The organism is Sneathiella sp. (assembly GCF_047631475.1).
Classification (GTDB): Bacteria; Pseudomonadota; Alphaproteobacteria; order Sneathiellales; family Sneathiellaceae; genus Sneathiella.
Window position 1 is genome coordinate 69396 of sequence record NZ_JBLHZT010000011.1, and the last position, 20836, is coordinate 90231.

Genomic DNA, 20836 nt, shown 5'->3' on the forward strand with positions numbered 1-20836 from the left:
CTGCACACAATAAAAAACAATACCTTAAAGGCCAAATTTGGCCGCTAAGATCGAAATGGTGCATTGCAAAAAATGCATAGCTTGGATTGTATTCCCGGTGTAGATAAGCCATATTCCATGAGTAAATGATTGGAATTTCAGGGAAAGCCGGTGTCGGAACAGACTATGACAGCCTATTCAAAACTAGAGCAGTATATACAGGACAACAGGAGCGATTTAGATTTCGCCTCTCTTATCTCTTCCTTAAAAGCAGCAGCAGCTGCACCAAACCGGCCAGACAATGATCGTGTTTTTTCACATCTTGTTGGAGATATCAACGATGATTTTAAGGATCTGATGCGTCAGGTCCGCAATGAATTCCGCCAAAATATTCAAGCCACCATTCTTTCACCGGACGAAACGCCAGACCGCTTGAAACGATTGCGAGAAGCATTGTCCCAGCAAGGGGTCGACGGTTTTCTGGTTCCTTTAAGCGATGAGTTCCATGGAGAAGCCACACCAGCGGCATCAGAAAGATTGAAATGGCTTACCGGTTTTACCGGATCCGCCGGAATGGCGGCCGTCTTAAAAGACAAAGCCGCTATCTTTGTTGATGGTCGTTATACCTTGCAGGTGCGTCAAGAGGTTGATACCGCCCTGTTCACCCCTCGTCATATCTCAGACGAGCCGTTGACAGAATGGCTCTCCGAGAACTTACAAGCCGGTGACATATTGGCATTTGATCCGTGGCTTCATACTGAGACCAATGCCAATGCCCTAAAGGCATTAGCCCAGAAGCTCGATATTACGATTAAAGAGACTACCCAAAATCCGATCGACACAATTTGGGAAGACAGGCCAAAAGAACCTTTGGCGCTCGTTGTTCCACACCCTGACGAGTATTCAGGTCTTTCCTCGGCGAAGAAACGTGAAGAACTTGCCCAAACTCTGAAAGCAAACGGTCAGGATGCGGCCATTCATACCCTACCAGATGTTTCAGCCTGGTTGCTGAATATCAGGGGCGCTGACCTTCCCAGCACTCCTTTCCCGCTTGGCTTCTCTATCTCGCATAGTGACAGTACGGTAGATTATTTTATCTCTCTAGAAAAGGTATCCGAGGATTTGCAGAGCCATCTTGGTAACGCTGTACGGCTCCATGATCGGGCCGAATTTGGGAACGCCCTTAAAGCATTAAAGGGTAAAAACGTACAAATTGATCCAAGCTCAACCAGTCAATGGATTGCATCCGCCCTTACCAAGGCAGGGGCCAATATTCACCGGGCAGATGATCCTTGTATGTTACCGAAAGCGATAAAGAACGGTACCGAGCTTGCCGGGACGCGAAACGCGCATATTCGAGATGGCGCAGCGATCGCTAAATTTCTTCATTGGTTATCAGTAGAGGCACCCGCCGGTACGGTTGACGAATTGAAGGCCGAAGCCAAACTAAGATCTTTCCGTGAGGAAGGGAACCTCTTCAAGGATTTGAGCTTCTCGACGATTTCAGGTGCCGGACCAAATGGTGCGATTGTTCACTACCGGGCCACAAAAGCCAGTAATAGACCGCTTGAAAACGGCAATCTTTATTTGGTGGATAGTGGCGGTCAATATCTTGACGGAACCACTGATATAACAAGAACGATTGCTGTTGGATCACCGTCAAAAGAAATGATGAACCGTTTTACACTGGTCTTAAAGGGTCATATTGCTCTGGCTCAAGCCATTTTCCCAACGGGTACGACCGGTAGTCAACTGGACGCACTTGCCCGATTGCCCTTATGGTCGCGAGGACTGGACTATGACCACGGAACAGGGCATGGGGTTGGCAGCTATCTCTCTGTACATGAGGGACCGCAGCGCATTTCGAAAATGCCAAACACCGTGGCACTTCAACCGGGCATGATTGTATCGAACGAGCCCGGATATTATAAAACCAACGCGTATGGGATACGGATTGAAAATCTGGTTGCCGTCCAGCCGGCTCCTGAATTGGAAGGCGCAGAACGAGACATGCTGGCCTTTGAAACACTGACTTTCGCGCCAATAGACAAACATCTGATTGACCAAACTCTATTGACTGACACTGAAAAAGTCTGGCTGAACACTTACCACCAAAATGTCTGGGACAAGATCTCACCGCTGGTTGACGGCGACGTCAAGCACTGGCTGAAAACCGCAACCGACGCCCTGTAATCTTTCGCCTAACCGCCGATCAGGTCTAGCCATTCCTGTTCGGTCACAACCGCGACGCCAAAGTCTTCTGCTTTTTTAAGCTTAGATCCGGCCTTGGCCCCCGCCACCACATAGTCTGTTTTGGCAGACACAGATCCGCTGACTTTAGCGCCGAGCCCCTCTGCCTTGGCCTTGGCTTCTGCACGGGTCATTAGCTCCAATGAGCCGGTAAAAACGACGGTTTTTCCAGCAACCGGGCTGTCGTTGGACGGCGCTTCAAAATCAATAACGACCAATTGGTTTTGCAGCGCCTTCAGAATTTCACGGTTCTTTTCTTCCGTGAAGAATTCTTTGACTGCATCTGCAACGGCCGCACCGATCCCATCGATGTTTAATAAATCCACATAGACTTTTCCAGGATCAGCCTGATCAGCAGAAAAGGCGTCCAGAAGATTTTCCAGAGTGAGATAATTTTTTGCGAGAAGCCGCGCATTCCCTTGCCCGACATGACGAATACCCAACGCAAAAATAAATCGGTCCAGCTCTATCTCTCGGCGTTGATTGATCGCCTCGAACAGATTTCTGACGGCTTTTTCCCCAAAACCCTCAAGATTTTTAATTTTTTGCAGCCGTGTCTTGTCTGTCTCTTCAAGGGCAAAGATATCAACGGGACTTTTCACCCAACCCAACTTATAGAAAAGCTCTATTTGTTTAGCTCCCAAGCCATCAATATCAAACGCATTTCGAGAGACGAAATGTTTCAGACGCTCCATCGCTTGCGCGTCACATATAAGACCGCCGGTACAGCGACGAACCACATCCTCTTTGCCCGAAAGCGCATTTATTTCGCGCACAGCATGGCTACCGCATACAGGGCAAACAGTCGGATATTGGAACGGCTGACTGGTACTTTCGTCCCGTTTATCGACCAGCACTTCAACGACTTGCGGAATAACATCACCGGCGCGTTGTATAACAACCGTATCGCCAACTCTGATGTCTTTACGTTCTATTTCTTCTTCATTATGGAGCGTGGCGTTAGAAACAACCACTCCGCCAACGCTGACAGGTGCCAGACGGGCAACAGGTGTCAACGCGCCCGTACGCCCCACTTGTATCTCAATATCCTTTACAAGCGTTGTCGCCTTTTCCGCCGGAAATTTATGGGCAATGGCCCAACGGGGGCTACGGCTGACAAAGCCAAGCCTGCTTTGCCAATCCAAACGGTTTACCTTAAACACCACGCCGTCAATATCGTAGTCCAGCGTTGCTCTCAGCTCTTCGATTTTGCGGTAGGCGTCTATGGCTTCTTCCATATTGTGACACACCTTGGACAACGGATTGACAGAAAATCCCCACTGAGAAAACTGCTCTAGCACTTCCGATTGTGTCAGCCCCGGAACATCCGACGCTTCCCCCCATGCATAGGCAAACAATCTTAGTTTACGAGATGCGGTAATCTTTTTATCCAGTTGCCGAAGCGATCCCGCCGCAGCGTTACGAGGATTTGCGAATATCTTTTGGCCCGCTTTTGCCTGATTTTCATTCAATATCTGAAAATCAGAAATAGACATATAAACTTCGCCGCGCACTTCAAAAACGTCTGGATGCAGGTTTTTGTCACCTTTCAGACGCAGAGGAAGATCCTGTAATGTTTTCAGGTTCTCCGTAATATCCTCGCCTTCCTGACCATCGCCGCGCGTTGCTCCCTGCACAAATCGCGCATTTTCATAGCGTAAGGACGCCGAAAGTCCGTCAATTTTAGGTTCTGCGAAAAAGGCAACATCTTCTGTACGTGGCAGCCCCAAAAACCGCCGGACGCGCCCCTCGAATTCTCGTAAATCCTCACTATTGAAGGCATTGTCCAAAGACAGCATCGGTACGGAATGGCGAACCTTGCCGAACCCTTTCGCTGGTGCAGCCCCGACCCGTTGAGTAGGGCTTTCATCATTCACAAGTTCAGGAAAAGCAACTTCGATTTCCTGAAGCTTCCGGAACAGTGCATCATATTCAGCGTCGTCAACCCTTGGCGCGTCTTCCTGATAATAGGCCGCACTGAGGGCTTTCAGTGTTGCTGACATCTCTCTATGTTCTTCCGCCGCTTCTTCAAGTGACAGGTTCGAGGCATCCTGCATCGTGCCTTATCCTTCCATCAAACTTTTGGCTGCTGCCCTTGCTTCACTTGTGACAGTGGCTCCGGACAACATACGCGCAATCTCCTCTGCACGTTGTGTCTCATCCAATCGATCAACTGACGTTCTGGTTGATCCGTCTGAGCCCGATTTTCGGATATTCCAATGGGCGGCGCCAGCCGCTGCAACTTGGGGTGAATGTGTTATAACCAACACCTGCAACTCATCGGACAAACGTGACAGCCGCTCCCCCACAGCATCGGCTGTTGCTCCGCCAACACCGCGATCCACTTCATCAAAAACCAACGTTGGCGCAGATCCTGAGCGCGCAAGCACAACCTTCAAGGCGAGCATAAAGCGAGATAATTCCCCGCCAGAGGCAATTTTAATCAACGGTCCGGGCAAACTTCCCGGATTGGTCGCGATTTGAAACTCCACCCGATCCATGCCAGCAGACGACCAGTTTTCTTCCGGCAATTCAAAAACAAGGGACTCAAATCGGGCACTTCCCAGTTTCAAGGGCTCAAGCTCCGCCATCACCGCCTTATCCATCCGCTTCGCAGCTTTGATGCGTTTTTCTCGCAAATTGGACGCCGCGGTAATGAACGCTTCTCGGGCTTGTCGGGATAATTCTGTCAAACGAACAATTTCGGCATCCCCATGCTCGACCGCCTCCAGTCGTTCTTGAAAGGCCTTCTGTACGTCAGGGAGCTGAGACACTTCGCATTTATGCTTTCTCGCGGCGGCCCGCAGCGCAAAAAGCCGTTCTTCTACATGCTCAAGCCCTGAAGGGTCGATCTCAAGGTCCCGTCCGACCGTATCGATAATCATGGCCGCTTCCGCCATTTCGATCGCTGCACGTTCCAAGCCGTCCAATACTGGATCCAGCTTGCCCGCTGACTTTTCCACAACCCGTTCGATTGCCCGTGTCGCAGTTCTGATTTTTCCCTCGACGCCACCATGTTCGTTCAGTGCTTTTTCAGCGTCCTTAAGGGCGTCTGCAATTTTCTCAGCATGCATCAGTTCAGACCGTGCTTCCGCCAATTCCTCTTCCTCGCCCTCCCGGGGTGAAAGCTCCTCCAGCTCGGCGACAACATGGCGCAAGTATTCTTCATCTACTTTTGCCTGATTTACAGCCTCGATTGCCTCCTGAAGTGCCGTGTTGGCCGCATGCATGTCACCATAAAGACTTGATACGCTTTTCCGTTCATTGTCCAGTTGACCGTATAAATCGAGGATTTTCCGATGTCCTCGCGCATCCAGAAGCCCACGCTCGGCATTTTGCCCATGGATCTCGACCAGTTGTTCGCCCACCGCCTTCAGTAACGAGGCACTTACGGATTGATCATTGATGCTGGCCCGGTTTCGGCCATCGGCGCTAATGATCCGGCGAAGTACCAAAGCTTCCCCGTGATCAACATCAAGATCCGTGACCAAGTCAAAAACTGGATGATTTGCTGGTAACAGGAACTCAGCGCTCACCGTTCCTTTTTCCTCTCCAGCCCTGATGAGGCCCGTATCGGCGCGACTGCCGAGTGCCAACGCCAGACTATCGAGGAGGATTGACTTGCCAGCACCTGTTTCACCCGTTAGAACGCACAACCCTTCTTCAAACGACAAATCCAGCTTGTCGATAAGGACGATGTTGCGAATATTGAGGGAGGAAAGCATCTGCTATGGATTTAAAAAACGGATTTCCAGGCTTTGGTAATCCAGGAATCTTCCTTTACCTCCGGCCTGAGATAATTGTCGTCAAGTAACGCGTAGCTATCCTGATACCATTCGCTTCCCGGAAAGTTATATCCCAAAACTGCAGCAGCTGTTTTTGCTTCGTCTTCAATTCCAAGCGATAAATAAGCTTCCGTAATCCGATGTAAAGCTTCTGGAACATGCGACGTTGTCTGATACCGTTCTACAACCTGACGGAACCGGTTGATCGCCGCAATGTACTTATTGGCCTTCAAATAATAACGACCAATTTCCATCTCTTTACCCGCAAGGTGATCCAGAGTCAGGTCAATCTTCAGCTGTGCATCCCGCGCATATTCCGTATTTGGAAAACGACGCACCAATGTTTGCAACGCATCCAGTGCCTGCCGTGTCACTTTCTGATCCCGGCCGACACCTGTAATCTGTTCATAATATGAAATGGCGATAAGATAATAAGCATAAGGGACATCTTTGTTGCCTGGATGCAGTTCAATAAACCGTTCAGCCGCAAGAATAGCCTGATCGTATTTATTACTCTGATAATAGGCAAATGACGACATCACCTGCGCTTTACTGGACCATATAGAATACGGATGCTGCCGCTCCACTTCATCAAACCCTTTTGCAGCCGCTGCATATTCTTCATTATTCAGGGCAGCCAAGGCTTCGTTATACAGCTTCTGAACAGGTTGTTCCTGATAGGTATCCACCTCATCAGAACTACACCCACCCAGCAATACGATCGCTGTTGCGCCAATTATCAACGCATTGCGAACTGTCGAATTCAAAAATTTGACCATACCCACTTTCCAGGCTTTGGAAGAAAATTAGCGCTATTTTAGACAATATCAAACCGGATGGAAAGCGATGCTTCATCTTTTCTAAAGACGTGAAACAGATTCACGATAATTCAATCTTAATGGGCCTAAAAATAAAATGATATCAGAATTAACTGTTATACTACAGAATGTTAGCTTAGGTAGAATTTTAGTAGATTTTCTTTTTACTGTCCGTGTGCTACATTACTAATAAGGGTAATTAGTATTTTCTGATCTTCTTCTGATAAGAAGTGATCCAAAGGATTGGAATTTGCGCCGTTCCCCTTACCCTTTTTGTCGAAGTAGTAGTAATTTGGGTGGTCCAGACGCCCAAAGAAAGAGAAAGGTACCAGCTTATGAGCAAACTCGCAAAACGAGTTGACGATCACGTGGGCGAACGCATCAGGGAAAGAAGAACCATGATGGGCCTAACTCAGGAACATCTAGCCCAAGCGCTCGAAATTTCCTATCAGCAGGTGCAGAAATATGAAACTGGCGCGAACCGCGTTAGTGCCGGAAGACTGTACGAGATCGCACAACGACTAGAAGTAGACGTTGCATTCTTTTTTGAACAGCTCGAACCCCTCACAACAAGCTCCCCCCTTGAGCATGGTGGAAAAAACCGCTCAACAATCGAATTGGTGCGCAATTACGGCGAAATCAATGAACCCGCGGTACGCTCTGCTGTCAGCGGCTTGATAAAAAGCCTGGCTGGCAAAGAACGCAAGAGGAAATCAGCCTGACGTCAGTCAGCCTCCAATGAAAAAGGCACGGGCTTCAACCGTGCCTTTTTTAATATTAATAAGTCTTGATAACTTAGGCTGTTGCAGGCGCCGCAGCTTGCTGCATTGGCCAATGAGCCCCGCCTATTGTAGACGCTCTCACTGGGGCTTCAGTCGTATAGCACCAGGCACTATCATCAGCCAGAAACGCATGCAGCAATTTATTGTTAAGCGCATGGCCCGACCGGTATCCATGGAACTGCCCGATAATTGGAGAGCCCGCCAAATACAGGTCACCAATTGCATCCAAGGCCTTATGACGAACAAACTCGTCATTATACCGCAAGCCCTCTTCATTCAGAATGTCTTGACCGCTCAATACAATTGCGTTTTCTAAAGAGCCGCCTTTCGCCAATCCCATTTCTTTCAGTTGTTCAAGTTCACTTAAAAAACCAAAAGTCCGCGCCCGGCTCAGTTCGTTCTTAAAGGTGCCATTGCGCAAATTGAAACTGCAATTCTGTTTACCGATACGTTGGTTGTCAAAGTCAATCTCGAAGGCAACTGACACATTGTCTCCGGGAGACAAAACCGCCCGCGCATCCCCTTCAGTGACGCTGACTTCCTTCAAAACTTTAATAAAGCGACGAGGCGCAGCAAGATCAACAATGTCTGCACATTCGATCAGGAAAACAAACGGTGCGGAGGAGCCATCCATCACTGGAACTTCAGAGCCGTTCAGCTCGACAATTGCATTATCAACACCTGTGCCGGAAAAAGCTGCCATCAAATGTTCAATGGTTGCCACTTTGACACCCGCGTCATTTTGAATGGTTGTGCACATTATGAGATCAGAGACCATATTATAGCGCGCAGGGATAACCGACACCTCTTCAGCAACATCTGTACGCTTGAAAACGATACCAGTGTTGGCCGGCGCGGGCTTGATCGTCATGTTAATCAGCTCACCGCTATGAACGCCAACGCCTGTGCAGCTTATATTATTCCGTAAGGTCTTCTGATAAGTCACCATAATATTGTGGCTTTTCCTGCTAATTTTCGACAGCTTATTTCTACTTAATTCGGTTGGGCAAGACAAATCACTCTTTGTTACTAAATATTTCCTGATTGAAACAAAAGCACTTAAACCGGTCGCCAGCACAAAAAAACCGGAAGCACTATCATGCTTCCGGTTTTATAATTCAGGGAAAATCCCGTTTAAGCTTAATTGGCCTGACGGCGCAAGAAAGCGGGAATATCAAGAAGGTCTTCATCTTCTTTCTTTTGCTCAATTCGAACAGAAGGGGAAAGTGCTTCTTGCCTCACTGTCTCTTCAACCGGTTTGGAGGGTTGAGATGCAACAGGTTCCTGCTTTGCGTGTGCCGCGGCCTGCTCTTCTCTCGCCGCGCGCTCAGCCTCAGCTTTACGGTTTACACGACCCACCCCTGTCATACGCTCAAACAGGCTTGGCCCCTTGCGCTTACGGCGAGGCTCAGACGCCTCTTCAGCACTGCGACGTGCGTCAGGATTAATTAAATCCTCTTCACGCTTTTCAACTTTGATCACCGGCGGCGCTTTAAACGGTGCGTTATGTCCGTCTGTATTTTGACTGACAGCATCACTCTCTTCCATTTCTACATCGATACCTGCCAAAAGGTCAGGCTCAGAATCCAATGCAAGACTGCTCTCTGAAACGAGGCCTTCTACAGACCCTGCCTGCAGGTCAGAAGAAACATTATCTGCATCCGCACTCATCATTGGGTGACCAGCAGACGCACTATCCGGAACGATTGCACCAAATCCGGATGACGCGAAATTTTCAGCGCTCTGTGCAGGTGTCGAGGCTGGTGAAGAATTGCTCCCGCCCCAACCTGTCCGCTTGGTATCACCAGACACTTTCAGCAAAGATGTAACATTTGGTGCCACTGGCTGCATCTGTTCAGCCGCGTCAATTCCCGTTGCGACGACGGAAACACGCATTGTGCCTTCCATGTCTTTGTCAAAAGTAGAACCAACAATAATATTGGCTTCCGGATCGACTTCACTACGGATCCGGTTCGCGGCTTCATCCAATTCATAAAGCGTCAAATCCATACCACCCGTGATATTGATCAGGACGCCGCGCGCTCCCTTCATGGAAACATCATCCAGAAGTGGGTTGGAAATAGCGGCTTCAGCAGCTTCAATGGCCCGGTTTTCGCCTTCGGCTTCACCGGTTCCCATCATCGCCTTGCCCATTTCACTCATAACGGTGTTGACATCTGCAAAATCAAGATTGATAAGCCCAGGCATCACCATCAGGTCAGTGACGCCTCGAACGCCTGAATGCAGAACATCATCGGCCATGTTAAAGGCATCAGCGAAGGTGGTTTTTTCGTTAGCAATACGGAATAGGTTCTGATTGGGGATAATAATCAGGGTATCAACATACTGCTGTAATTCTTCGATGCCAGCTTCGGCAATCCGCATACGATGATTGCCTTCAAACTGAAATGGCTTGGTAACCACACCAACGGTCAAAATACCGAGTTCGCGTGCCGCTTTTGCAACAATCGGGCCCGCGCCTGTTCCGGTACCACCACCCATTCCGGCAGTGATAAAGCACATGTGGCAGCCTTTCAGATGCGAGACGATTTCGTCGATCGCTTCTTCCGCGGCCTCTGCGCCAACCTGCGGCTTGGAACCTGCACCCAATCCTTCTGTAAGCTCAGCCCCCAGTTGAATTCGATCTTTCGCCAAATTTTGTTTTAAAGCCTGCGCATCCGTGTTGGCAACGACGAATTCCACCCCTTGAAGTTCGGAATTGATCATATTGTTTACGGCATTGCCACCGGCACCGCCGACACCCAACACTAGGATTTTTGGCTTCAGTTCTGTTTGGTCTGGTACTGACAAATTAATCCCCACAGTACTACCCTCCTTCTCCAAGCAACCTGATAGTTAATTAATACCAAATATTGTGGGTAATGGAACCCTACTTCTTACATATTGATGATTTTTGATCATTTTTTTTCATTTAAAAATTCTCTTTAAACCAATTTCCGATTCGCAAAAGGCGGTTTTTCGGGGTTTTATCACCGATTAACAGGTTTGCGTGATCGTCAAAATTTTCTTTCACCGCAAAGGATAAAAGTCCCGCAGCAGTTGCAAACGCTGGACCACCAGTTGCATCCGCTAGTGACTTAACACGCATAGGTTTACCCATGCGGACTTGTTTATCCAATATTCGACTTGCTAGCTCCTGCACTCCTGCCAGTTGAGAGCCGCCACCGACCAACACTGCACGCCGTCCAGCGACTTTTTCAAATCCGGATTGGGAAAGCCGATCTCTGACAAGTTCAAGAATTTCTTCAATTCTGGGCTTGATAATACCGACCAACATGGAGCGGGGAACATGGTTAGCAACTTCGTGATCCGCTTCGCCAATCAGCGGCACATCAATCAGTTCCTTTTCATCTGCAGGACTGGATATCGCACTACCATAAAGAGTCTTCATGCGTTCCGCATTGCTGAGGGTCGTGGAAAGTCCGCGGGCAATATCATTACTAACATGTGCACTTCCGACCGGGATAACCTCATTGAAAACCATTTCTCCGTCGTAAAAGACAGCGAACGATGTCGAACCACCACCAAGATCAATTACTGTAACCCCAAGATCCATTTCATCCTGAACCAGACTGGCAAGTCCCGACGCATAGGGTGCAGACACCACTTTCGCCACACTCAGGTGACAGCGTTCGACGCAATTGATCATGTTGCGGTACTGGCTGTTCAGGATGGAAACCATGTGCATGCTGACGCCAAGATTTTCACCATACATCCCGCGCGGATCTCGTATACCCCGGTTTCCATCAACATTGTAACCGACAGGCAGCGCATGGATCACAGTCCGGTTTTCCGGGTTATAACTCGCCTTTGCTTCTTTTAACGTTCTTTGCAAATCTCGCTCGCCTATTTCCTGACCGGCAAGCGACATTTCGACTTCAACCGTCTGAGAGGCGGGTTGGCCAGCAGAAACGCTCAAATACACTTCCCGAATGGTTTCCCCGGCCATTCGTTCAGCAGCATCCACAGCAGATCGAATAGACTCCTCAGCCATCTCCATATTGGTGATACTGCCGGCCCTCAATCCTCGGGCGACCTGATGACCAATACCTTTCACGCGAAGACCCGAGGTTTCTTCAACCGCCACAAAACAACAAATTTTTGTTGTTCCTATATCCAGTGCCGCTAAAGGCCCATTTCGTCCAGCTGCCATTGCCCTTATGTTTCCTTGCCTGCATTCGCTGCCACACGGCGGAAGTCTGCATCATCCGATTTCAGTCGCACATACATTTTCTGAGCCGATCTCATATCAATCGATAAAACCGCCTTGTTCAAGATGGCCTCCTCATCATGCATCCGGGCCAAACGCTGCCAGGCCTGTGCGGCGTGCTCCTCAGGGAGAAAAACCGAGACACCATTATCAAACTCCAGGTTCCAACGACGACCGCGGATCCGGACCGCATTTTGCAAACGGGTAAATAATTCAGGAGACCCCGCCAGAACGTCAAACAGCGCGGCAGCATCCATATTCGCCTCTTTCCCCACGACCTTTGGCAAATACCGGAATTCTTTACTGTCCCGCGTTGACACCACAGCCCCTTTACGATCAATAACCACAGTTTTATTGTTCGACTGCCAGCGGGCAAAGGGGCGCCTTTCCGTTACGCGAATGAACACTTCATCAGGAAAACGCCGCATAACTGAGGCATGTTCAACCCAGCCAAGGCTTTCAACCCGGCGCCGTGCCTCTTCAGGATTAAAGGTTAGAATGTTGTCGCCGCGGGCAACTCCCAGCGCCTTCATCATGTCACGCGTTGACGTTCTTTCGCGCCCGGCAACAGTCACTTCCTGCACCGTCAAGCCGGACGACGTTACCAATGCGTTCGTTGTTTCAGAGATCCAAGCTGTCGTTCTTTCTATGACTGAATTCTGAACGATATAATATCCCAGGCCGCCGATAGGAAGCATGACTGTAAGAAGTAACAGCGCCGGAACACCATATTTGCGGAGTCCATTCGGTGCGCCCCTTCGTTTCCCTTTGCGTCCCTGTTTGGGCGTCTTCCGACCCATGGAAAGCAGACTTACCGACAGATTGCGAAGGCCCGCAAAGAAACGACCAACAGAGTGGAAAACGGAGAAGAACCTCGGTGAAGAAACCGTCTGTTTCCGTTGCTTTTTAGACCCTGCAGCTTTCTTTTTACGCACTTTGGGCGGCGCCTTAACCGGCCGGTCCTGCGCGGAAACTTTTATCTCTCGCATGACGCATCCTCTACCATCCAACGAACCAGTTCTTCAAAAGAAATACCCATATGCGCGGCAATTTCAGGAACCAGACTTAATTCCGTCATTCCCGGCTGGGTATTCGTTTCAAGAATATAGAAATCCCCTTGCCCATCTCCGTTCAGATCATCCAGTCGAAAGTCCGACCGGCTAACCCCTTTGCATCCCAAAACCTGATGGGCCGTAACTGCCATTTGAAGGACTTCGTTATACCGATCCTGAGGCAAGGGTGCGGGCATTAAATGTTCTGCTTTTCCGGCCGTATATTTGGCTTCATAGTCGTAAAACCGTCCGAGAGGCTTGATTTCGACTGCCCCTAAAGCCTGATCCCCCATGACCGCAACCTGAATTTCCCGCCCCGGAATGTAGGTTTCAATCAGAACTTCATTTCCAAATGTCCAGGGAATATCTTGTAAGGTTCGGTTTTCATTATCCAGAATTATGGTAACACCGACACTAGACCCTTCATTCAACGGTTTGATGACAAAAGGTTTTTCATATTCCGCGCCGTCCAAAACCTCTTTTCGCGTAACAATCCGACCCTCTGCACATCGAAGCCCCGCCGCCTTAAAAAGTGTTTTCGCCTTTGGCTTATCCATCGCAATTGCAGATGCCATTACACCGGAATGCGTATAGGGAATACCCAGAACTTCGAGAACACCCTGAACGGTTCCATCCTCGCCATAACGACCATGCAAGGCATTGAAACAAACGTCTGGCGCCATCACTTCCAGAACAGACGCAATATTCCGTTCTACATCAACCGGTATCACCTCATATCCGCATCGTTCCAGCGCTGCGGCACAGGCGCGCCCACTATCCAAAGAAACTTCCCGTTCAGCGGACCACCCGCCCATTAAAACAGCTACTTTTTTCATGAGCGGTCCTCTTTTTTATTGGTCATTGCACCCGTCTCTTTTTCACCCAGGCGCACGATCTCCCATCGCAGCAGCGTGTCAAATTCCTTGAAGACCCGGCGGCGGGCTTCTTCCGCAACTCTTTCGATATCAGCAGCCGTTGCACCGCCGTTATTGATCAGGAAATTACAGTGCTTTTCTGAAATCTGCGCCGCCCCCTTCGACAAACCACGTGCACCGACAGCATCGATCAGCTCCCATGCCTTCTTACCCGGTGGGTTGGCAAAGGTGGATCCACCTGTTCGACTTCTGACAGGTTGGCTGTCTTCGCGGGTTTTGGCAATTTCTGCCATCTTCCGGGAGATACTCGGCGCTTCTCCCTCTGACAGTTTTAAAACGGCTTCTGTAAAGATCCAGTCGCCGGGCAATTCGCAGTGACGGTATGAAAAACCGAATTCTTCCGCCGATACTTCATGGCGGATGCCCTGACGATCATACGCGGTTGCTGATACCAGAATATCACTTATTTCATTACCATATGCGCCTGCATTCATTCGAAGAGCCCCACCAATACTTCCGGGAATACCACTTAAAAATTCCGCTCCGGTTAATCCCTTTTCTTCTGCATAGCGCGCCACCTGTAAATCACTTGCCCCAGCGCCAACACACAACAGGTTCTCACCGATCAGTGCAATCTTGGAAAATTCCCGACCCAGCCGGATCACAACACCGCGAAAACCACTATCGCGAACCAACAGGTTCGACCCAACACCAAGAACAAAAACCGGGATATCTTCAGATGTACTCTTCAGGAAATCGGCTAAGTCAGTTTCATCGGCAGGTTTGAACAAAACATCCGCCGGACCGCCCACTTGAAACCAGGTAACCTTACTCAAAGGCACATCTCTCTTAATCCGCCCTTTTACCTCAGGCAGCGCCTCCGCCAATGATTGTATGTTCACAGCCATTGGGTTCATTCTGCCTCCTCTATGTCCTGACGGGCAGCAAGTTCAGATGGCAATTTGTTTGCCCACAAAGAAATTGACCCGGCACCAAGACACACGACAACATCACCGCTGTTCGTCTCTTCGCGTACCATATCGGCAAGATGTTCCGGCCCTTCCAAAGCCAGGACTCTGCGGTGACCACGTGTTTTCAGTCCCTCCACATAGCTGTCCTGACTGATGCCTTCCAATGGCTCTTCACCGGCCGCGTAAATGTCTGCCACGATGACAACATCAGCATCATTAAAACAGGTGCAAAAATCTTCAAAAAGATCCTTCAAACGGGAATACCGATGCGGCTGAACCACTGCAATAATCTTACCAGTATAGGCTTGACGGGCCGCACTCAAGACAGATGAAATCTCGACGGGGTGATGTCCGTAATCGTCGATAATCGTGACACCGTCTACCTCGCCCGTTTTCGTAAATCGACGTTTCACACCGCTAAATTCGCGCAGTGACTTTTTGAGAGTAACCTCGTCAAATCCCATTTCATGACCAACAGCCACAGCCGCCATGGCATTTTGAACGTTATGCGCGCCGGGCATCGGTAGCTCGAACCCTTTCATAACGCGGGCGTTGCCGCCTGCCCGGTCACTAATGGATACGCTAAACCTTGCGCCGCCAGCCTCATAGCGGACATCAACCGCCCGATAATCAGCCTGAGGAGACAAGCCATAACTAATCAATCGACGATCGGAAACCCTTCCTATTAACGCCTGGACCTCGGGGTGATCAATACACAAGGCGGCAAATCCATAGAACGGGATATTTTCAACAAACGTAAGAAAGGCATCTCTTACACCGTCAAAATCACCATAAAAATCGAGATGTTCCGGATCAATATTCGTCACAATGGCGATAGTGGCTGGAAGTTTTACAAAACTACCATCAGACTCGTCCGCCTCGACAACCATCCAGTCGCCTTTTCCAAGACGCGCATTTGTACCATAGGCATTAATAATACCGCCGTTGATGACCGTCGGTTCCATTTTCGCTGTATCAAGCATCCCTGCAAGCAAGGAAGTTGTTGTTGTTTTACCGTGGGTACCGCCAACAGCAATGGCCCAGCGAAGACGCATTAGTTCCGCCAGCATTTCCGCCCGGCGGACAACTGGAATAAGGTTCGCCCGCGCTTCCCTTACCTCAGGGTTGTCGCTTTTAACCGCTGACGAAATAACAACAACGCGGCTTTCTCCAAGGTTCTCCTCCTGGTGGCCTATAGACACCTTGATCCCCAGCGCCTCAAGACGCTCCACGTTCGGGTTACGGGACAGGTCGGACCCTTGGACGCTATAGCCAAGATTGTGCATCACTTCTGCAATGCCGCTCATTCCAATTCCGCCGATACCAACGAAATGCACCAGGCCAATATCAAGGGGAAGCGCTCTCATGCCGCGACCTTTCCGTTCGAGCGAGATGTCCCGCTTTTAGTCGATTTGTTCAATTTTGCTACCATGTCGGCTAATTTCTGAGCCGCGTTAATTTCGCCAAGTTGCGCAGATGCTCTTGCCATACAGGTCAGCTTGTCCGGATGACTGAAAAGATCCTCTAAATGATCTTTTAGTGAGGCCACAGAAAACTCATCCTGGAGGATCAATCGGGCGGCCCCTTTTGCAACCTCATTCTCAGCATTTTTGAGCTGATGGTTATCCATGGCAAACTTGTAGGGCACCAAAATCGCGGGCCGACCAGACACAGTAAGTTCAGCAATTGTGGAAGCCCCAGAGCGGGTAATCGCAAGATGGCAGTCGTTTAGTAATTCAGGAACATTATCAAAAAAGGCCGCGAGGGTCGTTGTCACGGATGTTTTCTGATAGGCCGCCTCGACACGGGCAAGATCTTCTGGCCGGCATTGCTGAATGACATGAAGCCGTGATTGCAGACTGTCTGGAAGATCAGCGATCGCCGCTGGTACAACATCTGAAAGCACCGTCGCCCCCTGACTGCCTCCCAGGATCAACAGTTTGATCGGATCTTTGGCGGTGGGTTCAGCGTATCCGCGTCCATGGAGTGCAATAATTTCCTGACGAACCGGATTTCCAGTGAAACTCATTTTTGAGGCAATCTCACGCGCACCGCTTTCAGTATGATGGAAGGATGTCGCAATCTTCTTTGCCATGCCGGACAGCAACCGGTTGACCCGGCCAAGGACGGCATTCTGCTCGTGCAAGATCAATGGAACACCCAAAAAAGATGCTGCTGCAGCGGGGGGCATGGATGGGTATCCACCGAAACCAACGACCGCGTCCGGCTTTAACTTTCTTAGAATAAAAATCGATTGAAGCGTTCCAACCAACAGCTTGAACCCTGCCACCAGCTTGCCCAACACGCCTCCAACAGAGGGGGACGCGGATGTGACGGGCACAATTTTAACCCCGGGGAAAAGTTGTTCGTATTTTTCGCCCCGCTGATCAGTCATCAGTGTAACATCCATATTGCGGGAGATTAATTCCTCGGCCAGCGCGCGCGCAGGAAAGATATGGCCGCCGGTTCCGCCACTGGCCAGAACGATATGTTTGCGTTTTTCAGTCATTACACATCACCTGAACCCACACGGCGCCGACTGAATGCCAGCAACATTCCCATCAGAAACGCCAATGCCAGCATGGAAGAGCCGCCATAAGAAATAAAAGGTAAGGTCATGCCTTTCGTTGGCATCAGACGAAGGTTCACTCCCATATTGATAATTGCCTGCAAACCGAACTGCGTCAGCAATCCGGCGGCGGCCAACACGACGAAGAAATTTTTCTCGGCGAGCAGACGGCTTAAACCTCTTAGAATGACAAAGGCAAACAGTGCGACAAGAACCAGACAGAATAAAACGCCGAACTCTTCACCAACCACAGCAAAGATAAAGTCTGTATGCGCATCAGGAAGAACCGTTTTCACCGATCCGTCCCCGGGACCCACACCAAAAAAACCGCCCGTTTGAAAGGCTTCCATTGCGCGTTCGATTTGATAATTCCCGCCGCCAGAAGGGTCCATAAAACGATCAACGCGACTGGCGACATGTGGAAACAGGGTATAGGCCATTGCCGCACTGACAATGCCGATGCCAAGGAACATGACAACCCAGATAATTGGCAGGCCTGCCAGAAAGAACTGTGCGAACCAGACCGCTGAAATAACCAATGTCATCCCGACATCCGGTTGGGCCAGCAACAAGCCGACGACCAACACGAAAAGTCCCATAGAGATCAGGTTGCCCGGAATTTCGTCGCTTTTACGTTGCTGAGCAAACATCCAGGCAGCAACGACCGCAAAGGAAGGCTTTAAAAACTCGGTAGGTTGCAACGTAAAACTTCCAAAATGCAACCAGCGCTTTGCGCCTTTCACCTCGGGGCCAACCAGCAGTGTCGCCACTGTCAGCAGAACACAAACGCCGAAAACAATAACCGCAAGCCGCCTCACCCATAAAGGGGACATCAAGGAAATTGAAAAAATAATGCCAATGGCCACAGGCAGATAAAAGAACTGACGTTTCACAAAGTGAAAACTATCCAGTCCGATACGTTCGGCCACTGCCGGACTTGCAGCCAGCACCATCATTCCGCCCATAGCGAGCAACAGGCCCACAGCCAACAACGTCCAACGATCGACAGTCCACCACCACCGACCAACAACCGATCTATCCAGCCGCGTAAATGTCGTCATGAACGTTCCCCTTCTACCAAAGACCGAAACGCATCACCGCGCGCTTCGAAGCTTGGAAACTGATCGAAGCTGGCCGTCGCGGGAGATAACAGGATCACGCATTCCTCATCAAAGGCCTTGGCATCGGCCAATGCCGACTGGAAAGCGGTTTCCAACTCTTTGCATTTCTGAAGTTTTACATGACCCGCCAATGTAGTTTCAAACTGGTCCGCGCATTCACCAATCAGATAGGCTTTTTGAATTCTGGAAAAATAGGGAGAAAGGCTCTCAATCCCTCCCGATTTTGCGCGTCCGCCGCAAATCCAGAAAATATTCTCAAATGACGACAACGCTTTTTCAGCAGCTTCCGCATTGGTGGCTTTCGAGTCATTTACAAATCGAATTTTTCCTCTTTTGTCGATCTGTTCCATCCGATGGACCAACCCGCCAAAACTTCGCAAGCCCTTTTCAATCTGCTCACTATCCAGACCCAAAGAACGAACAACACCAACAGCCGCCGCTGCATTCTGCCAATTATGGACACCTCTCAAGCTATCGACATTGCTTATATTAATGGACCAGCCCATGCCCCGTTCAGTCTTATCCGTCAAAATACCGTTCAGCACATAAATGCCGGTTTGCAAAGGACGTTTGGTTGAAATGGGAAGCACACGCTGAGCGCCATTTTTCAGGATATCCTCTGCCATGGACTGGCAGAACGGATCATCTGAATTTATGACTGCCACTCCCTCTGATGTCTGGTTCTGGAAAATACGCTGCTTGACAGACGCGTAGTGCTGAATATCGCCATGCCGATCAAGATGATCCGGCGTAACATTCAGAATAACCGCGATATCGGCCTGCCATGAAGGTGTCAGATCCAATTGATAGGAAGATAATTCAAGAACATAGACCCCGTCTTGCCCCAACTGCGGCAAATCCATAACCGGCGTACCAATATTTCCGCCCATCGCGGTCTCGCAGTTATTCACAGCCAGAATATGATGGATCAGCGCGGTTGTTGTTGATTTACCATTGGTTCCTGTAATCCCAACAACTCTGCCAGCGTCTTTTTCCTGCATAAATATTTCCACATCGCCAACAATTGGAATGTGGTTCTGCTGGGCTTTTTTAACAACGGGGTGGGGTTCAGGATGCGTCAGGGGAACACCAGGACTCAGAACCAGGGCATCGACAGAGGACGTTTCAGTGCCACCGAAGTCCTGAACAGAAAGGCCCATTTCCTGAGCCGCACTCCGCCGTCCTTCATTATCATCCCAAACAAAGACACGCGCCTGTCCCTCTTGCAACCGCAAAGCTGTTGCAAATCCGCTTTTACCAAGACCAAAAACGGCTATTTCTTTATTTTCAAACGCGTGACTTTTCATCATTCCCTTATCTCAGTTTCAACGACGCGAGGCCGATCAACGCCAGGATCACGGCAATAATCCAGAACCGAATTACGATTGTGGGTTCAGCCCAACCTTTCTTTTCATAGTGATGATGCAAGGGTGCCATCCTGAAAACACGTCTCCCTGTTAATTTGAACGAGGCAACCTGAACAATCACTGACACGGTTTCCAGAACGAACAAACCACCAATAACCGCAAGAACAATCTCATGCCGGGTTACAACGCTGATCGCGCCTAAGGCGCCCCCCATCGCAAGAGATCCTGTGTCCCCCATAAAGACCATTGCAGGCGGGGCGTTAAACCACAAAAAACCAAGGCCCGCACCGATCAAGGCACCGCAAAAGACAAGCAATTCACCGGCACCCGGCACTGCCCTGATCTGCAGATAATCTGAGAAAACCGTATTACCCACCAGATAGGCAATCAGACCAAACGAGGTCCCTGCAATCATGACCGGCACAATGGCAAGACCGTCCAGCCCGTCTGTTAAATTAACAGCATTGGACGCGCCAACCATAACCAGCATGCCGAAAGGAATATAAAACCAGCCCAGATCAATCAGTACGTTCTTCAGGAAGGGAATGGTCAACCCCATCGCAATATCGGGATTACTTGTTTTAACAATCCACATCGTTGCAGCAAACGAGATGAGGATCTCCATCAATAGCTTGACTTTGCCGGGGACGCCTTTTGGATTGTGCCGACTGACCTTCAGATAGTCATCGGCAAAACCAATGGCGCCGAACCCCAATGTCACCAGCAAAACCGACCAAACATAGGCATTTGTCAGATCGGCCCACAAAAGTGTTGCCGTTCCGAGTGCAAGCAGGATCAAAAAACCGCCCATCGTTGGCGTGCCCTGCTTTGCAATAATATGAGACTCTGGTCCATCATCCCGGATGGGTTGCCCTCTATGCTGTTTGCTTTTCAGCCAGTTAATGACCATTGGGCCGAAGATGAAACTGATCATCAGGGCTGTCATAATGGCACCGCCTGTCCGAAATGTCAGATACCGGAACAGATTAAAAATAGCGAAGTCGTCTGCTAATGGATAAAGAAAATTATATAGCAT

16 protein-coding genes are annotated in these 20836 nt (G+C 49.6%); 2 read left to right on the plus strand and 14 right to left on the minus strand.

Annotated elements, in window-relative coordinates:
- Nucleotides 1-165: 165 nt before the first annotated feature.
- The gene (locus ACJAYR_RS06715; RefSeq protein WP_415235877.1) at nucleotides 166-2172 is read left to right on the plus strand and encodes an aminopeptidase P family protein; all 2007 of its coding nucleotides are present in this window, start codon (nucleotides 166-168) and stop codon (nucleotides 2170-2172) included.
- Between the two features lie 8 nt (nucleotides 2173-2180).
- Here the strand turns inward: ACJAYR_RS06715 and ligA are convergent, their stop codons facing one another.
- The 3 genes from ligA to ACJAYR_RS06730 are packed head-to-tail and all read right to left on the minus strand — an operon-like array spanning nucleotide 2181 to nucleotide 6793.
- Nucleotides 2181-4286, minus strand: a complete 2106-nt coding sequence (gene ligA, locus ACJAYR_RS06720) for an NAD-dependent DNA ligase LigA (protein ID WP_415235878.1) — start codon at nucleotides 4284-4286, stop codon at nucleotides 2181-2183.
- A 6-nt stretch (nucleotides 4287-4292) separates the two neighbouring features.
- Nucleotides 4293-5954, minus strand: coding sequence for a DNA repair protein RecN (gene recN, locus ACJAYR_RS06725; protein ID WP_415235879.1), 1662 nt, complete (start codon nucleotides 5952-5954; stop codon nucleotides 4293-4295).
- Nucleotides 5955-5965: 11 nt separating this feature from the next.
- Nucleotides 5966-6793 carry an outer membrane protein assembly factor BamD gene (locus ACJAYR_RS06730; RefSeq protein WP_415235880.1) on the minus strand — a complete coding sequence of 276 codons (828 nt, stop codon included), beginning with the start codon at nucleotides 6791-6793 and terminating at the stop codon, nucleotides 5966-5968.
- A 374-nt stretch (nucleotides 6794-7167) separates the two neighbouring features.
- Here ACJAYR_RS06730 and ACJAYR_RS06735 point away from each other — a divergent pair, with 374 nt between their 5' ends.
- A complete protein-coding gene (locus ACJAYR_RS06735; RefSeq protein WP_169542807.1) occupies nucleotides 7168-7554 on the plus strand; it encodes a helix-turn-helix domain-containing protein in 387 nt (128 codons plus the stop codon).
- A gap of 73 nt (nucleotides 7555-7627) precedes the next feature.
- On the opposite strand, the gene lpxC is transcribed toward ACJAYR_RS06735, so the two are convergent.
- The 11 genes from lpxC to mraY all read right to left on the minus strand — a co-directional run bounded on the left by lpxC (nucleotide 7628) and on the right by mraY (nucleotide 20836).
- On the minus strand, nucleotides 7628-8563 hold the full coding sequence (gene lpxC / locus ACJAYR_RS06740) for a UDP-3-O-acyl-N-acetylglucosamine deacetylase (protein WP_415235881.1): 936 nt from the start codon (nucleotides 8561-8563) through the stop codon (nucleotides 7628-7630).
- A 191-nt stretch (nucleotides 8564-8754) separates the two neighbouring features.
- The gene (gene ftsZ, locus ACJAYR_RS06745; RefSeq protein WP_415235882.1) at nucleotides 8755-10437 is read right to left on the minus strand and encodes a cell division protein FtsZ; all 1683 of its coding nucleotides are present in this window, start codon (nucleotides 10435-10437) and stop codon (nucleotides 8755-8757) included.
- Between the two features lie 109 nt (nucleotides 10438-10546).
- Nucleotides 10547-11788 carry a cell division protein FtsA gene (gene ftsA, locus ACJAYR_RS06750; protein WP_169542809.1) on the minus strand — a complete coding sequence of 414 codons (1242 nt, stop codon included), beginning with the start codon at nucleotides 11786-11788 and terminating at the stop codon, nucleotides 10547-10549.
- Nucleotides 11789-11793: 5 nt separating this feature from the next.
- Nucleotides 11794-12834, minus strand: a complete 1041-nt coding sequence (locus ACJAYR_RS06755; protein ID WP_415235883.1) for a cell division protein FtsQ/DivIB — start codon at nucleotides 12832-12834, stop codon at nucleotides 11794-11796.
- On the minus strand, nucleotides 12822-13733 hold the full coding sequence (locus ACJAYR_RS06760) for a D-alanine--D-alanine ligase (RefSeq protein WP_415235884.1): 912 nt from the start codon (nucleotides 13731-13733) through the stop codon (nucleotides 12822-12824). The genes ACJAYR_RS06755 and ACJAYR_RS06760 overlap by 13 nt, the downstream gene beginning before the upstream one ends.
- Nucleotides 13730-14680 (minus strand): UDP-N-acetylmuramate dehydrogenase, encoded by a 951-nt coding sequence (gene murB / locus ACJAYR_RS06765; RefSeq protein ID WP_415235900.1) that lies wholly within the window; start codon nucleotides 14678-14680, stop codon nucleotides 13730-13732. Before murB ends, ACJAYR_RS06760 begins: the two co-directional genes overlap by 4 nt.
- A 5-nt stretch (nucleotides 14681-14685) precedes the next feature.
- Nucleotides 14686-16110 carry a UDP-N-acetylmuramate--L-alanine ligase gene (gene murC / locus ACJAYR_RS06770; RefSeq protein ID WP_415235885.1) on the minus strand — a complete coding sequence of 475 codons (1425 nt, stop codon included), beginning with the start codon at nucleotides 16108-16110 and terminating at the stop codon, nucleotides 14686-14688.
- Complete coding sequence (gene murG / locus ACJAYR_RS06775; RefSeq protein WP_415235886.1) at nucleotides 16107-17252, minus strand: undecaprenyldiphospho-muramoylpentapeptide beta-N-acetylglucosaminyltransferase; 1146 nt, start codon at nucleotides 17250-17252, stop codon at nucleotides 16107-16109. Before murG ends, murC begins: the two co-directional genes overlap by 4 nt.
- The gene (gene ftsW / locus ACJAYR_RS06780) at nucleotides 17252-18373 is read right to left on the minus strand and encodes a putative lipid II flippase FtsW (RefSeq protein WP_415235887.1); all 1122 of its coding nucleotides are present in this window, start codon (nucleotides 18371-18373) and stop codon (nucleotides 17252-17254) included. Before ftsW ends, murG begins: the two co-directional genes overlap by 1 nt.
- The gene (gene murD, locus ACJAYR_RS06785) at nucleotides 18370-19743 is read right to left on the minus strand and encodes a UDP-N-acetylmuramoyl-L-alanine--D-glutamate ligase (protein WP_415235888.1); all 1374 of its coding nucleotides are present in this window, start codon (nucleotides 19741-19743) and stop codon (nucleotides 18370-18372) included. Before murD ends, ftsW begins: the two co-directional genes overlap by 4 nt.
- 4 nt (nucleotides 19744-19747) lie before the next feature.
- Entirely contained in the window at nucleotides 19748-20836 is a 1089-nt protein-coding gene (mraY, locus tag ACJAYR_RS06790; RefSeq protein ID WP_415235889.1) for a phospho-N-acetylmuramoyl-pentapeptide-transferase, read from the minus strand.

What these genes read in the sequence shown, in the direction of transcription:
- recN (WP_415235879.1), bottom strand. Translation starts at nt 5,954, where the DNA reads ATGCTTTCCTCCCTCAATATTCGCAACATCGTCCTTATCGACAAGCTG.
- ftsW (WP_415235887.1), bottom strand. Translation starts at nt 18,373, where the DNA reads ATGACGACATTTACGCGGCTGGATAGATCGGTTGTTGGTCGGTGGTGG.
- ACJAYR_RS06755 (WP_415235883.1), bottom strand. Translation starts at nt 12,834, where the DNA reads ATGCGAGAGATAAAAGTTTCCGCGCAGGACCGGCCGGTTAAGGCGCCG.
- murC (WP_415235885.1), bottom strand. Translation starts at nt 16,110, where the DNA reads ATGAGAGCGCTTCCCCTTGATATTGGCCTGGTGCATTTCGTTGGTATC.
- mraY (WP_415235889.1), bottom strand. Translation starts at nt 20,836, where the DNA reads ATGCTATATAATTTTCTTTATCCATTAGCAGACGACTTCGCTATTTTT.
- lpxC (WP_415235881.1), bottom strand. Translation starts at nt 8,563, where the DNA reads ATGGTGACTTATCAGAAGACCTTACGGAATAATATAAGCTGCACAGGC.
- ACJAYR_RS06760 (WP_415235884.1), bottom strand. Translation starts at nt 13,733, where the DNA reads ATGAAAAAAGTAGCTGTTTTAATGGGCGGGTGGTCCGCTGAACGGGAA.
- ftsA (WP_169542809.1), bottom strand. Translation starts at nt 11,788, where the DNA reads ATGGCAGCTGGACGAAATGGGCCTTTAGCGGCACTGGATATAGGAACA.
- ACJAYR_RS06715 (WP_415235877.1), top strand. Translation starts at nt 166, where the DNA reads ATGACAGCCTATTCAAAACTAGAGCAGTATATACAGGACAACAGGAGC.
- murB (WP_415235900.1), bottom strand. Translation starts at nt 14,680, where the DNA reads ATGGCTGTGAACATACAATCATTGGCGGAGGCGCTGCCTGAGGTAAAA.
- ACJAYR_RS06730 (WP_415235880.1), bottom strand. Translation starts at nt 6,793, where the DNA reads ATGGTCAAATTTTTGAATTCGACAGTTCGCAATGCGTTGATAATTGGC.
- murG (WP_415235886.1), bottom strand. Translation starts at nt 17,252, where the DNA reads ATGACTGAAAAACGCAAACATATCGTTCTGGCCAGTGGCGGAACCGGC.
- ligA (WP_415235878.1), bottom strand. Translation starts at nt 4,286, where the DNA reads ATGCAGGATGCCTCGAACCTGTCACTTGAAGAAGCGGCGGAAGAACAT.
- ACJAYR_RS06735 (WP_169542807.1), top strand. Translation starts at nt 7,168, where the DNA reads ATGAGCAAACTCGCAAAACGAGTTGACGATCACGTGGGCGAACGCATC.
- murD (WP_415235888.1), bottom strand. Translation starts at nt 19,743, where the DNA reads ATGATGAAAAGTCACGCGTTTGAAAATAAAGAAATAGCCGTTTTTGGT.